Raw genomic sequence first — 14,423 nt, forward strand, 5'->3', positions numbered from 1 at the left:
CGCAGACACTTTCAGTCGGTAGCGCCTTGGCAATATGAAGAAACGGGAGCAGATGGGGGAATCGGACAACGTCCGGAAATTTGGCAACGCAAATACCACAAGCCAGAAAATCAATGACAAGGTGAACAAGTATTCACCAAGCTCAACGCTTATACACGCGGGAATAGCCAGACAAGATCATGTGTTGACCACAGGCGCTACCCGTTTCCCGAGCACTTGTGACTAGCACTTCACGCAAATGGGTCGAGCTGTTTTGCCCAAATAACCATGCCAGCTATACTCAAGCAACCCAAGCGAGCCACTTCGGCTACGGCTCTTTTTACCCGCGACCGCTCTACCTAGCAGGCACTTATCCTTGCCGCTTAAGGCCAGATCGAGTCATCACGAAACACATCAGGACGACATAGCAGGCTGTTGAAAATTCCCCCGATTTAGCGGTTATCATGTTGATCAGGGTCCATTGGCGACGTGCCCCTTCGGATCTGGGGCCTGATTTTTCCCGAAAACAGCCCAAATCCCGATCTCTGGGCGCACCGATCCCTTGATGTGTGCCTTCAACATGCTGCCAGTCCCAGATTGCGCATCCGCACCAGGTTGTAGGCCGCCGCGCTGAGCACAAACTGGAAATCCAGTTTCTCGCGTCCGACAAACCGACTTTTGCGCAGACCCGCAATGGTCTTGAGCCAACCGAAGCATTCTTCGATCCGCTTGCGGATCGTCAGGCTGGTTCGGTAACCGGGATGGCCGATGGTGCGCCCGTCGATGGCCGAGCGGCGCCCGGCCGTGTTCTGAGCCACATGCGGCGTGACGTTTCGTCCACGCATCGCCGCCACAAAGCCTTGCGTGTCATAGTTCTTGTCCGCGCCCAGCGTGATCCGGTGGCTCCCGCCGAGCGCGTCGACAAGCTCGACACCGGCCTCGCGCTCGGCCGTGCCGGTGGCCTGGCTCGTCTGCGACTCGACGATCAGGCCGTGGCGGTTTTCCATCAGCAGGTGTCCGAGGTAGCTGAGCTTGGCGGTCGTGCCTTCGCTCTTGCGATACAGCAAGGCATCCGGGTCGGTCCTGGAGACGTGCGTTTCCCGACACCGCTTCTGCCCGCGAAAGTCCACCGTGGGATTGCGCCCGCCACCGCTCGGCGGCGCGTCCTCGTCCCGGGGCCGGTAGCTCTTGTGCGAGGCCAGCGCTTCGATCAACGTGCCATCGACGCTGAAGTGTTCGCTAGACAGCAGATCGGCCGCACGGGCCTGATCCAGCACCCGGGCGAAGAAGGTGCGGGCCACATCGCCTGCAAGCAGGCGGTCACGGTTCTTGGTAAACGTGGAGTGGTGCCAGACCGGATCGTCCATGGAAAAGCCCACAAACCAGCGAAACAGCAGGTTGTAGTCGATCTGTTCGACCAACAGGCGTTCGCTGCGGATGGTGTAGAACGCCATCAACAGTTGCGCGCGCAGCAGCTTCTCCGGCGGGATCGAGTCACGGCCCATATGGGCATACAGCGCATCGAAGTCAGCGTCGAGTTCTTTGAGCGCTTGATCGACCATCCGCCGGATCGGGCGCAGAGGATGGTCCTTCGGCACCCGTTGCTCCGGGCTGACCGTGCTGAACAGCCCATCCTGATGTATGTCGGCACCGCGCATCGGCCACAACCCTCACTCAACAATACAAAACCAATCTTCCGGGTTTACAGGACTTTTTCAACAGCCTGATAATGCCTCATCACACTCAGGCTCCCATATTCATACATTCATTGTTTCGCTCGGGAAGCACATGGATTTTTGAAAAATTTCGTGCTTCGCCAGCCGGTTACTGGTGTTACCAGGAGCCTTACCATGAAGCCTTGCTGCAGTTGAACACGAATCCAGAATCGCTTCTCTCCTATTCTGAAGAAACTGCACTGTCGCTTCGACATCCGAGCATGACCGCACCTTATTTCCGGGAGTTCTATGACATAAAGGAGAAATTGACCGGCAAGTTCGACAAGTGCATCAGCTACGACAGCTTCTTCGACCCTCAAACTTGCCCCGCCATCTTCCCGTATACCGAGACATTAATTGCTGAAGCCAAAGGCAATCCGGTGCTGCAGTGCTGCAGATCGTTCGGCAGAGTCACCCCGCTTAAAGAACAATTCGGAGGAACGCACATCCTGCTTTGGCGCGACCCGGTCAATCAGTGGCTTTCATATCAGATAAACGACTATTTTGACGCGACCAGCCTCGCCATCATCAATGCACAAAATCCCCCAGTCATCATTCAAAGACTACGCCAGGAAATCGGATTCAACGAAGTCCACGCAGAAAATGTTCAGAGCGAGTTCGCTGCGTTTTCCGAGGCATCGCTGGATGCCGGTCAAAAGTATTTGATCTTTTATGGACTCTGGCTTTACCACCTGCTGGAAAACCAACCTCTTTGCGAAGCCGAAATTAATTTAGACATGCTGTCACGCAGCGAAGAATATGTGGCAGGCAAAACCACAGGTAACTACTCAGTGAAAATAATTACAAAAAGTACTTGACAGGGTTTTTGGTAGTTTTTTTGAAAATATGGCGGCGCTGTAACGAGTGCGATTATTGGTCTCCGAAAGCGACAGAGGCGTAGTCTTCCTTGCGACATCACGCGAGGCACTGCCCCACCGTCAGTCAATTATTTTACGCCGCCAGATCGCCTTACAAACGAGAAAATTGGCACTTCAAAACCCGTGAGATAATAGCTTCATTACTTCTTTGGAGCAGTCTTGCGTGCGGATCGACGGCGTCGATATCGAGATCACCCTGGCACAGGTCAGGGCGCAACTGGAGCAGGAGAAAGACCTATCTCCGGCACTCCGCGCCAGTATCGAGATGATGCTCATGTTGTTCGTCGTGTTACTCAACCGTCTCGGGCTCAATAGCCGCAACAGCAGTCAGCCGCCGGCATCGGATCCCAATCGGCCACGCAGCCAGCGTGTGCGCTCAAGCCGACCTTCCGGTGGCCAGCCGGGGCACGTGGGCAAGACCTTGCGCCCGGTCGAGCATCCCGATGAGATCGAGGTCCTCAAGATCGATCGTCGTCGCTTGCCGAAAGGCTGCTATACCGAGGCGGGTTTCGAGACTCGCCAGGTTTTTGATATCGACATCAGCCGGATCGTGACCGAGTATCGGGCGCAGATCCTGGAGAATGAATCAGGCCAACGTTTTGTGGCTTCATTCCCGGAAGGGGTGGATAAGAAGGTGCAGTATGGTTCCGGCCTCAAGGCCCATGCCGTCTATCTGTCCCAATATCAGCTCTTGCCCTACAAGCGGATCCAGGATTACTTTGCCGATCAGTTGGGCATCCCTTTGAGCGATGGTTCACTGGTGAACTTCAATCGCGAGGCATTTACCCGCCTGGCGGCCTTTGAGGCGATCAGCAAAACGGCATTGGCCAAAGCCGTGTCCGCTCATGCCGACGAGACCGGGGTCAACATTGATGGCAAACGCCATTGGCTGCATGCTCTGTCCAATGCTGATTGGACGCATTATCAGGTCCACAGTAAGCGAGGCCAGGAGGCGATGGACGCGATCGGGATCCTGCCACGGTTCCGCGGTGTGCTGTGTCATGACCATTGGAAACCCTATTACCGTTATCGGGACTGCACCCATGCCCTGTGCAATGCCCACCACCTGCGCGAACTGGAACGAGCATTCGAGCAGGACGGACAACAATGGGCGGAAGCGATGGGCAAGCTGCTCAGAGAGATTCATCAGGCCGTCGAGAACGCTGGCGGCATCCTGCCGCTGACCGAGGCCAATGCTTACCGGCAGCGCTACCGAGATGTGCTCGAGGCGGGGCAACTGGAATGCCCTGAGCCGGAAAAACCACCCGACAACAAGCCTCGGGGGCGGATCAAGCGGAGCAAGGCCCGCAATCTGCTGGAGCGTCTGATGGCCTATGAAGACGATGTGCTGCGTTTCATGGTGGACGTCAATGTGCCGTTCACGAACAATCAGGCGGAGAACGATATCCGTATGACCAAAGTGCAGCAGAAGATCTCCGGCTGCTTCCGCAGCCTGGAGGGTGCCGCGATGTTTTGCCGCATACGGGGATATCTATCGACCTGCCGAAAGCAGGGGGTCACGGCTTCGGAGGCGTTGCGCCTAGTATTCGATCGCAAGCTACCGGCTTTTGCTCTGGCGATCTCTGAGAATTAGCTGAGTAGTTACAACCACAGAACTGAATGCCCTCAATATACAGGACATCGATCTAACGCAATGTAGCGCACCCAACTCGCCCGTAACAGAGGCGGAAAAAGCGTATTTCGAAAACATCGAAAGACATGTTGAAAATATATTTCTGGAAGTAGGCTACGCACCCGAACGGATTGAACAGGCACTTCATCTCAGGCAGAAACACCGGCCACAACCCAAACATAACAGGAAGGCATTGATTGAAAGTGCCGGCAGAGCCCGCAACTTCGCTTTCCGATATGCAAATCACCTTGCCGCTGCGCACAGCCAAATCCACCATCTACGCACACAGATTCAGCAACTGCTTGCCGAAAACAACGCAGCGCGCGAAGCGCAAAAAAAGAGCCAGCTAGAAGCTTCAGAGGCGCTCGCTCAACTAGAACAGACCAAAGCCGACGCCATACGAACGAGTTTGATCGCCTACGAGGCCATGGCTGAAGGACATCAAGCGAAAGCGGAAGCATTCAAAGCTCAGGCACGCATACTACGAGAGCAAATCGACCCGTGACGGGCGGCGATTAATTGCACAGAACGCAGCAACAAGACTCGCTATCTCTCGAACACCTCGGCCTTGCCCAGCGCGACACCATCCTTATCCTTGCCCGAAAGATTGAACGGCCCTTCCCCCGGCCAGTCGATGCCGATGTCAGGGTCATCCCAGATGATGCATCGCTCGAATTCGGGCGCGTAGTAATCCGTCGTCTTGTACAGAAATTCGGCATGCTCTGAAAGCGTGACGAAGCCATGGGCGAAACCCGGCGGCACCCATAATTGGCGTTTGTTATCGGCAGATAACACCTCACCCACCCAGTGGCCGAAGGTCGGTGAATTGCGGCGGATATCCACGGCCACGTCGAACACCTCGCCGACCACCACACGCACCAGCTTCCCCTGCGGCTGCTGAATCTGGTAATGCAGACCGCGCAGCACATTACGCGCCGAACGTGAGTGATTGTCCTGCACGAAATCGACGGAACAACCCACGGCTTCCTCAAAACGTTTACGGTTAAAGCTTTCGAAGAAAAAACCTCGTTCATCACCGAATACCTTCGGCTCGATCAACACGACGTCGGGAATCGACAAACGGGTGGCCTGCATGATTCGAACCCCTTGGATTGATTAACGAACGCCGTCGTTGAGAATGTGCAAAAGATACTTGCCGTAGCCGTTCTTCTGCAGCGGCTGCGACAGGGCCTCCAATTGTTCGTCCGAAATCCACCCCTGCCTCCATGCGATCTCCTCCGGGCAGGAAACCTTGAGCCCCTGCCGCGACTCGATGGTGGCGATGTATTGCCCGGCATCCAGCAATGAATCGTGGGTCCCAGTATCCAGCCAGGCATAGCCGCGACTCATGACCTCCACGCTCAACTGACCCTGCAGCAGATATCGGTTGTTGAGGTCGGTGATCTCCAGCTCGCCGCGCGCCGATGGCTTCAGGCCCTTGGCGAACTCGACCACCTGATCGTCATAGAAATATAGGCCCGTCACCGCATAATTCGATTTCGGGCGTGCCGGCTTTTCCTCCAGCGACAGCACCTTGCCGTCGTCGTCGAATTCGGCCACCCCGTAACGCTCCGGATCCTGAACGTGGTAGACGAACACGCTCGCACCCTCGGTGCGCGCATCCGCGTCCTCCAGCAGGTTTTGCAGGTCATGTCCGTAGAACAGGTTGTCCCCGAGCACCAACGCGCTCGGCGAATTCCCGATGAAAGGCTCGCCGATCAGAAAGGCCTGGGCCAGTCCATCGGGCGAATCCTGCACCGCGTAGCTCAGATTCAAACCCCATTGTGCGCCGCTGCCGAGCAACTGCTCGAAGCGTGGCGTGTCCTGGGGCGTTGAGATGATCAGAATGTCGCGGATACCTGCCAGCATCAACGTGCTCAAGGGGTAGTAGACCATCGGCTTGTCATAAACCGGGAGGAGCTGCTTGCTGACCGCCAGTGTCGCCGGATGCAGCCGCGTACCCGAGCCCCCCGCCAGAATAATGCCCTTGCGTTGTGTCATCGGCTTCCCATTCCTGAGTTTTGAATCAAAGAATCTCGCTCAACATGCGCGCGACACCTTGCTGCCAGGGCGGCAATGCCAGCCCGAAATCCGCCTGCAGTTTCGAGGTATCCAGCCGCGAATTGTGCGGGCGCTTCGCCGGCGTCGGAAAGGCCGAGGTCGGCACTGGATCGACGGCCTCCGCGCCGGCCTTCAGCGTCGCCCCCAGCTCAAGCGCGCTGGCAATCACGAACCGCGCATACGCGTTCCAGGTCGTCGTGCCACCTGCCGCAAGATGGTAAATGCCGCGCAGACGGCTGTTTCCCATCGCTTGACTGACAGCATGTGCGGTGACGTCCGCAATCAGCTCCGCACCCGTCGGCGCGCCGAACTGATCGTCGATCACCGTCAAGCGCTCGCGCTCGCCGGCCAGGCGCAACATGGTCTTGGCGAAGTTGCCGCCGCGCGCCGCATACACCCAGCTGGTGCGGAAGATCAGATGGTTGGACGTCAGTGCGGCAATCGCCCGCTCCCCTTCCAGCTTGGTGCGACCGTACACGCTCAGCGGCGCCACCGGGTCGGCTTCACGCCATGGCGTTTCCCCATCGCCGGCAAACACGTAGTCGGTGGAGTAATGCACCAGCAGCGCACCCAGACGCTTGGCCTCGTGCGCGAGCACACCGGGCGCCAACCCATTGACCGTGTGCGCCAGCTCGGGCTCGCTCTCGGCCTTGTCCACCGCGGTATACGCCGCGGCATTCACGATCACGCCAGGGCGCACCTGCCGCACGGTTTCGGCAATCCCATCGAGATCGGACAGGTCGCCGCAGTAATCCGCGCCATGTCGGTCGAGCGCGACCACCTCGCCCAGCGGCGCGAGGCTGCGCTGCAGTTCCCAGCCCACCTGCCCGTTACGGCCCAGCAGCAGTATTTTCATGCTCAGGCCCGCTCGGCGTAGTTGGTCTCCAGCCAGTTGCGGTAGGCGCCCGACTGCACGCCCTCCACCCAGTCGCCATGCTCCAGATACCACTCGACCGTCTTGCGGATACCGGTCTGGAAGGTTTCGGCCGGACGCCAGCCCAGCTCGCGCTCGATCTTGGTCGCGTCGATCGCATAACGCCGGTCGTGCCCCGGGCGGTCGGTCACATAGGCGATCTGTCCCGCGTAGGGCTTGCCGTCCGCACGCGGGCGCAGTTCGTCCAGCAGTCCGCAGACGATCTTCACGATCTCGATATTCGGCATCTCGTTCCAGCCGCCGACGTTGTAGACCTCACCCACCTGCCCCGCTTCGAGCACGCGGCGGATCGCACTGCAATGATCCTTCACGAACAGCCAGTCGCGAATCTGCATGCCGTCGCCGTATACGGGCAGCGGCTTGCCGGCCTGGGCATTGACGATCATCAGTGGGATGAGCTTTTCCGGGAAGTGATAGGGCCCGTAATTGTTCGAACAATTGGTGGTGAGCACCGGCAGGCCGTAGGTGTGGTGATACGCGCGCACCAGATGATCCGAAGCCGCCTTCGAGGCCGAGTACGGACTGTTCGGCTCGTAGCGATGGGTCTCGGTGAAGGCCGGCGCATCGGCGTCCAGCGAACCGTAAACCTCGTCGGTGGACACGTGCAGAAAACGGAATGCCTGTTTGGCTGCCGCATCCAGCCCGCCCCAGTAGCCCCGCACCGCCTCCAGCAGCTGGAAGGTGCCGACCACGTTCGTCTGGATGAAATCGCCGGGTCCGTGGATCGAGCGGTCGACATGCGACTCGGCGGCGAAGTTCACCACCGCACGCGGCTGATAACGCGAAAGCAGATCGCTCACCAGCGCGAAATCGCCCATATCGCCATGAACGAAGATATGGCGCTCATCGCCCTCAAGGCTGGCAAGGTTCGCCAGATTACCCGCATAGGTGAGCTTGTCGAGATTGATTACCGGCTCATCGTTCTGCGCCAGCCAGTCGAGCACGAAGTTAGAGCCGATGAAGCCGGCGCCGCCAGTCACGAGAATCATCTGGATAGTCCTTGGTTGAATTCGGTTTGTTCATAAGCCCCCTGTGGGTCGAGGCAGCATAACAGCATGAATCCACGCCGCTGAGTCTCTCTAGTTTCAGGTCCGACTCCTACAGAAACATGTTGCTTGAATAATCCGTTCACAGCACGAGTCCACAGCGGTTGTCGAGTAACGAAAGCCATCACCGTAATCCATCAGAAACCTACCGCCACTGGGCCATCACGCCCATGGCCGCATCCAGAATGGATTGGGCCCGCTCCGGGCTATCCGCCTCGGTGTAGCAGCGCAACTCCGGCGCATTGCCGGACGGCCTGAGATGAACGATCTCGCCGTTCTCGAAGGACACGCGGATGCCATCGGTCAGATCCATGGACTCAGCCTGCCCGCAAATCTCACCGAATGCATCAGAAAACGCGCCCAGATTCTGTGCCTCGTCCGGGGTTCGAAAACGGTCCAGACATTCCCGCGCCCTGGCGACGGGAAACTCCTGAAGCCGGTTACTGGCGGTATAGCGGGAAGGCAAGGCCGACAAAAGGCCCGACAAGGGGAGATCTTGCTGTTTGGCTTGCGCCAATACAGTGAGCATGGGCAAAAATGCATCCCGGGTCGGCAAGGGGGCCAAGACGCGGTCGCCCTGGTGTAAAGCGCTCCCCAGCAGGAAGCCTCCATTGGCCTCGTATCCACCCGCCGACGACGCCCCCCTATCCACCTCGGCTTGCATCGCCTCAATCACGAAAGGCGACCCGATTCGGGTGCGCGACACACGCTCGAAAGCCTGTGTGCGCTCAAGCGCGGTGTTGCTGCTCACCGGTGTAACCACAGACTGCACACCCAGCGCCTGCGCCACGATGATGCCCAGCACATCGCCTCGCCACCAAGCGCCTTGTTCGTCTGCGATCATGGGCCGATCCGCATCGCCATCCGTGGTCAACAAGGCATCGAGCGAATATTCTTCAACCCAGTTTTTGGCCAGGGCCGCGTCTTCCGGGCGCAGCGCTTCGGTATCCAGCGCCACGAACTCATCCGACCTGCCCAGTGCTATCACCTCGGCGCCGAGCGCCTCAAGCAACTGGGGCAATAAGTCACGCGCCACACCGGAATGCTGGTACACCCCCAGTCGCAGACCAGTAAGACTGCCCTCACCGAAGAAGTCGCGATAGCGCCGCAAATATGCGGTCACCCACTGCTCAACGGGCAAAGGAAGCTGTGGTGCATCACGCAAGCCACCATCGCTATCGAACAGCGTCGAATCCAGCACCGGCAGGCGTTCAAGAATCCCCGGCTCATCGCTCTTCATCAACTCGCCCGTGGGGCGATTGAACTTGATGCCGTTGCGATCGAACGGGATATGGCTTCCGGTAACCATCAGCGACGGCACCTTGCGGGAAAATCCGGCCAGCGCGAGGGCGGGAGACGGCAAATAGCCCGCAAAGGAAGGCACGCCTCCGGCGGTCTCCACAGCCGCCCAGGCCGCGCGCAGCAGACGGGGCGTACTCGGCCTGAGATCGCCGCCGAGTATCACCTGACCACCGGCGTCGAACTCACCGACATCTTTCAGATATTGCAGAAACGCCACGACATGGCCAAAGGCCACCGCATCGGTCAGTTCGCTCACCAACCCACGCAGACCACTGGTGCCAAATGCAACCATGCTTTACCCCTTTCTCCCAACGATTCTTTGCATCGTGATCACCGCGCATCGACCACGGCGGCTTTAGTCAGCCGAGCTGATTTTCCCTAAAAAATCGGCCCATTGCGGCAGAACTTTCTCAGGTAGATAGCACGAGCTTTGCAGCTGCCCTTGCTCGCGCAAGGCTGCCAATTGGGCATCGGCGTCCACAGAAAACGCCATGTTCTGCAAGGCAGCGACCAAGCTGCCCGTATCGTAAGGGTTGAAATACGCAGCCGCGTCGCCGTAAACCTCGCGATGAACCGGGATATCCGAGGCCGCAACCACACCGCCGCAGCGCATGGCCTCCACCCCGGAAAAATCGAAGCCCTCGCCCACGCTGGGGCACACGGTCACGAGCGCCTGGCGATACAACACGCGCAGCGCGTCCGCCGGCACGTTCTGCAGCATGAAAAGCCCGCCCTGCTCGATCCAGGTTTCGCACGCCGGTAGCAAATCCTTGTAATCACAGCCGATATGTCCAACGAACACCAGCTTGATGTCCTTGTCCAGTCGATCGCGCAATACCTCCCAGGCCTCCAGCAGACGGCGATGATTCTTGCGCGGTTCGATGGTCGATACCATCAACAGAAAACGGGTTTGCGGGTTAAAGGTCTGTTCGTAAAACGCCGTTTTATCCGCCTCGCCGCCAAACTGCCGCGACAGCCGATAAACCCGGTCATTTTTCTTGGACAGCGGCGGCTTGAATTCGCCTATCTGGTAGCGGCGCATGATCCCGGCCAACCGTTCCGGCTCGGGCTCGGACGGGTAGTAATGCGCAGGCAGCATGTTGTGGATGGTCACCGAACGCGGCTCAGCCTCAGGGAAAAGGCTCAGCAGGTCCTGCCGCGTTGCCTCCGAAACGCAAACGAAGTGCGCGCCATCGCGCACATTCGCCGCCAGCGCGTTGAAGTGGCTTGCTTCATGAAACGCCCGGTCGGATATCGTATGCGGCATCAACACAGGGATCGCATCGTGGTAATGCACCACCAGCTTCGTCTTGCCCGAGAGACGGGCCGGGTACGGCGTCTGGGCAATGAACAGATCGAACTCAGCCGCATCGAGCTTCGGATATCCGGATGCCCTCATCAAGGATTTACGCTCGATACCGGCAAGATGCATCCAGCGCCAGGGTGAGGCGCAGACCCGGTGATCGCAGGCAAGAATCCTCTCGCGCTCTTCGCTCGGCACACTGCGGGCAAACAGTGTCTGCCAGATAAAATCCTCGAAAAATTTCGTCTCGAATTGTTTGAGCCCGACAGCACCCACGCCAAAATAAGCGGCCAGGCGCAAACGCCAGTGCTCTACTTGCTCTTCGATAAAGCCAGCCAAACCGGCCTTCCAGTCGACAGAGGCACTACCCTTGAGCGAAACGACCGTTCTGGAATACCGATGCACCTGCTCCGCCACCGACATCTTCTGGTGCGGTGTCACGCCTCCCAGGGTCATGCGCTTGGACATCTGCAACAACCCGCTCAGCTCAATCTCAGGCAGGCCGGCCAAGGCACTGAACAGCAGCCGGGTTTCCTGCGGGATACCGAAATGTCCGTCCAGGGCTGGACGCAGTTCCATCAATAAGCGCATATCGTCTCTTCGTTCAAATCACTGGAAGGCCAGCAAATAATATTTCCGTGATAGCACACCGAATCTGCAATGGGCGATGGCTGATCACATCCTGCGTGCTCGACCACTGAATCCCATGAATACCCATTATTCTCGAAGCTTTACATGCTCCGGGAATAGCGGCAACTGCCGTAGGTGCCAAGCCTCTGCCTCAAAAATGAAGTGACGTTCGAGAAAGTGCTTGGCCGTGGCGTTCTTCCCGGTCTCATGCCACTTGGCAACGACCCCATTGGTCGCACCGTCCATCGAAGCGACTCGATGCAACAAGGCATCCTCCAGCCCAAGACCGAAAACTCGGCAAGACAGCACCATCTGTTCGAGTCTATCGGCATACAGGAGCGCCAATCCGACAACCCCATGATCGGCCAATCGATCCGAAGCACGGAGGGCATACAGGAGCCCACCCTCACCGAGGAAACGGGTCAATTCCTCCGCTGTCCAACGCCGCCCGGTCGTATTGAATTGATTGGTTTTGTTAAGCAACTCAAACGCACGAGCATATAGCTTGTCATCCTGATGAGTGACAGGGAAAACATCCACAACCATGGCCAGATCGCGCAAATAACTTGCGCGATCCGTCTGCGCCATTTCACGATCTCGGGTGATCTTAGCCTGTATCAATTCGGTCTTCTTGGCACTTTCCTCGGTCATTCTGGGTGTCTGGAAAGGCACTCCATACAAAAGCTCCATACGCCAGACATGAGGATCGCCCGTCAAGGTACGCATGCCCGGAAATGCGCGGATTACCTCCGCGATCTCAAGAGGATTATCGTCAATAAAAAGTACGTTTTCCGGCAAAATATTGACTTCTTTCAGAATCTCAAAAAGATTCTTGGATTTGGGCTGCCAATTGATCTTGACGGAACAAAAATCTTCCAGACGCATACGACCATACCAGACCTTATCGAAATTTGTTCGCGTAGATGCCTCATCATTTTTTGAACAGATGGCCAGCAATATACCGCGCTTTTTGCACGCCATCAGCGCTTCAGCGTAACCAATTGGCCAACCTTCGGTATGGTCGCCCGGTATAATTTCGTCTTCCTCGGCAAGCACGCCTTTCCATAAGGTGCCATCAAGATCAGTGACGATCAGCTTGACAGGTTGCTCCTGGTGCAGCACAGCCAAAACCTTGCCCACACGGCGCATGACCGCAGCAGGAAACGACCGGGCTGAAGTATCCCCGTGAATACCCGAGTGGGCATAGCAAACCTCATAACCGTCATACCAGTCCCGGTCGCCATAGGCGCGCAGCAGATCGTTTGTTTCCAGATAATAAGCCCCATCAATATGAGCCAGCCGCTCGGCCATGTAGTCGTTAATATCTCGCGACAAACGGTAAATACCCCCAGAATTACGCGCATTCAGTAAGCCTGCGCTAGTCTGCGGTGGCTCAATGAAAGAAAGGAAAAATACGGGTGACTTACCCAGAAATACTGATTGAAATTTACTCAATAACTGATCGATCAGAGACTTGATCGTCGACAACAACTCATCATATGGGAGGTTTTTTTGATACACCAAGTCCGCATCATGAAAGCCCAACAGTCTTTCGGCCGATTGCCCTACGAGTGTGCGAAATGCAAACCCGACCAGAACGGCATCGAAAGATGATCTGAGTGGGAGCGTAGGTTCTTCGTGCAGCCCGGATTGATATAAAAGATGCTCGACCTTCATCCCAAGTCGCTGGCCGGCCTTGGCCAGTAACTCGGTAACGCACCCCCCATAAAGCAAGACATGGGCAGCTGATATGGGCGGATCGAAGCACCCACCCTCATAGCATGAAGCAGAATGTGAATCTGGCACATTGCCGACGCCAAGATCGCTCGTAGGGTTGCCGGGAGCATTTTTGCGGTTACGCCATCTGCGCCATATCAAAACCGCATCTCCTCTCAAACTTTCAAACTTCGCGCTCAGTTATGACGAGTATGGCCGCAATCCACGAGATCACCCTTCCAAGGGGCGCACCAAACGCAAGAGGGCGCTTAGCGTTACTAATGGCTTCCCATGTTACGGAATCGATTTATTCGCTTTGATGAATCATGTGCCCATGAATCAATTTTCCAGCATCCAACGCAACGTCTCCTCAAGCGGAATGCCAGGCTGGAAACCTGTGTACTTGAGTAGGTTTGAATGATCCCCCACCAATTTCGGCACTTCATTTGCACGGACAAAAGCAGGATTAACACGCACCTCAAGCCGATGCCCACTCAGTGTTGAAACCTTCTCCAACACATCACGCAGCGCATAGGCGCGCCCCGAGCAGATATTGACGGTCTGCCCTATCGCATCCTGAGAAGTCAGCAATCGAGCATACACTTCAGCCACATCGCGTACATCGCTGAAGTCTCGCGCCACATCGAGATTACCCAGCTCAATCGCTTCTGCACGGCGTTTGAAGTGCGACACGATTTTCGGGATCAAGAATTTCTCGTCTTGCCCCACGCCCGTATAGTTAAACGGTCGCACCAGCACGATCGGTAAGCGATCGCACCAAGTCCGCACCATGTGCTCCATTGCCAGTTTGCTGTTGGCATAATGATTCACAGGCCCCGGACACACCGATTCGTCCAGTACCTCAAGCCCCGGCGTACCGTAGACATTGGCCGAACTGGCAATAATGACCCGCTCGGGCGCAGCCGGTAGTTTCGCCAAGGCCTCAAGCAGGTTAAGGGTGCCAAACAGATTCACGTCGTAAAATGCGCGCGCATCGCCATGGCCGACAAAGGACAGCGCCGCCAGATGAACCACATAGGTCGGCGCGTAGGCAGCAATGATTTCGGCCAACTCATCCCTGCGCGACAGGTCGCCACTGACCTCGTCCGCGGCATTGGCCGGCCCCTGCACAAGCCCCAGCACGTCCATACCCAGTGCGCGAAGCCGTTCGGCGACATAGACGCCGGTAAACCCACGGTATCCCGTTATCAGAACTTTAGTCATGG

At 57.3% G+C, this 14,423-nt stretch carries 12 protein-coding genes; 3 read left to right on the forward strand and 9 right to left on the reverse strand.

Annotation, left to right across the window (positions count from 1 at the left end; all coding sequences use genetic code 11):
- Positions 1-554 precede the first annotated feature (554 nt).
- Positions 555-1,637 carry an IS5 family transposase gene (locus tag BJI67_RS10655; protein WP_038094256.1) on the reverse strand — a complete coding sequence of 361 codons (1,083 nt, stop codon included), beginning with the start codon at positions 1,635-1,637 and terminating at the stop codon, positions 555-557.
- A 71-nt stretch (positions 1,638-1,708) separates the two neighbouring features.
- Between BJI67_RS10655 and BJI67_RS10660 the strand changes: the two genes are divergently transcribed.
- The 3 genes from BJI67_RS10660 to BJI67_RS10670 all read left to right on the forward strand — a co-directional run bounded on the left by BJI67_RS10660 (position 1,709) and on the right by BJI67_RS10670 (position 4,710).
- Positions 1,709-2,512: a hypothetical protein gene (locus BJI67_RS10660; RefSeq protein WP_156782115.1), complete on the forward strand. Its 804-nt coding sequence runs from the start codon at positions 1,709-1,711 to the stop codon at positions 2,510-2,512.
- A gap of 223 nt (positions 2,513-2,735) precedes the next feature.
- Positions 2,736-4,166 carry an IS66 family transposase gene (gene tnpC, locus BJI67_RS10665; protein WP_070071330.1) on the forward strand — a complete coding sequence of 477 codons (1,431 nt, stop codon included), beginning with the start codon at positions 2,736-2,738 and terminating at the stop codon, positions 4,164-4,166.
- Between the two features lie 232 nt (positions 4,167-4,398).
- A complete protein-coding gene (locus BJI67_RS10670) occupies positions 4,399-4,710 on the forward strand; it encodes a hypothetical protein (protein ID WP_070073008.1) in 312 nt (103 codons plus the stop codon).
- A gap of 41 nt (positions 4,711-4,751) precedes the next feature.
- Here BJI67_RS10670 and rfbC read toward each other — a convergent pair whose 3' ends face one another.
- The 8 genes from rfbC to BJI67_RS10710 all read right to left on the reverse strand — a co-directional run bounded on the left by rfbC (position 4,752) and on the right by BJI67_RS10710 (position 14,421).
- The gene (gene rfbC, locus BJI67_RS10675) at positions 4,752-5,300 is read right to left on the reverse strand and encodes a dTDP-4-dehydrorhamnose 3,5-epimerase (RefSeq protein ID WP_070073009.1); all 549 of its coding nucleotides are present in this window, start codon (positions 5,298-5,300) and stop codon (positions 4,752-4,754) included.
- Between the two features lie 21 nt (positions 5,301-5,321).
- On the reverse strand, positions 5,322-6,206 hold the full coding sequence (gene rfbA / locus BJI67_RS10680) for a glucose-1-phosphate thymidylyltransferase RfbA (RefSeq protein ID WP_070073010.1): 885 nt from the start codon (positions 6,204-6,206) through the stop codon (positions 5,322-5,324).
- 25 nt (positions 6,207-6,231) lie between these two features.
- On the reverse strand, positions 6,232-7,122 hold the full coding sequence (gene rfbD, locus BJI67_RS10685; protein ID WP_070073011.1) for a dTDP-4-dehydrorhamnose reductase: 891 nt from the start codon (positions 7,120-7,122) through the stop codon (positions 6,232-6,234).
- A gap of 2 nt (positions 7,123-7,124) precedes the next feature.
- Positions 7,125-8,195: a dTDP-glucose 4,6-dehydratase gene (gene rfbB / locus BJI67_RS10690; RefSeq protein WP_197513403.1), complete on the reverse strand. Its 1,071-nt coding sequence runs from the start codon at positions 8,193-8,195 to the stop codon at positions 7,125-7,127.
- A gap of 196 nt (positions 8,196-8,391) precedes the next feature.
- A complete protein-coding gene (locus BJI67_RS10695) occupies positions 8,392-9,840 on the reverse strand; it encodes a phosphomannomutase (protein WP_070073013.1) in 1,449 nt (482 codons plus the stop codon).
- 63 nt (positions 9,841-9,903) lie between these two features.
- Positions 9,904-11,361, reverse strand: coding sequence for a glycosyltransferase family 4 protein (locus BJI67_RS10700; protein WP_197513037.1), 1,458 nt, complete (start codon positions 11,359-11,361; stop codon positions 9,904-9,906).
- Positions 11,362-11,568: 207 nt separating this feature from the next.
- Positions 11,569-13,359, reverse strand: a complete 1,791-nt coding sequence (locus tag BJI67_RS10705; RefSeq protein WP_156782116.1) for an HAD-IIIC family phosphatase — start codon at positions 13,357-13,359, stop codon at positions 11,569-11,571.
- Positions 13,360-13,536: 177 nt separating this feature from the next.
- Positions 13,537-14,421, reverse strand: coding sequence for a GDP-mannose 4,6-dehydratase (locus BJI67_RS10710; RefSeq protein WP_070073016.1), 885 nt, complete (start codon positions 14,419-14,421; stop codon positions 13,537-13,539).
- Positions 14,422-14,423 lie beyond the last annotated feature (2 nt).

Source organism: Acidihalobacter aeolianus (assembly GCF_001753165.1).
Taxonomy (GTDB): Bacteria; Pseudomonadota; Gammaproteobacteria; order DSM-5130; family Acidihalobacteraceae; genus Acidihalobacter; species Acidihalobacter aeolianus.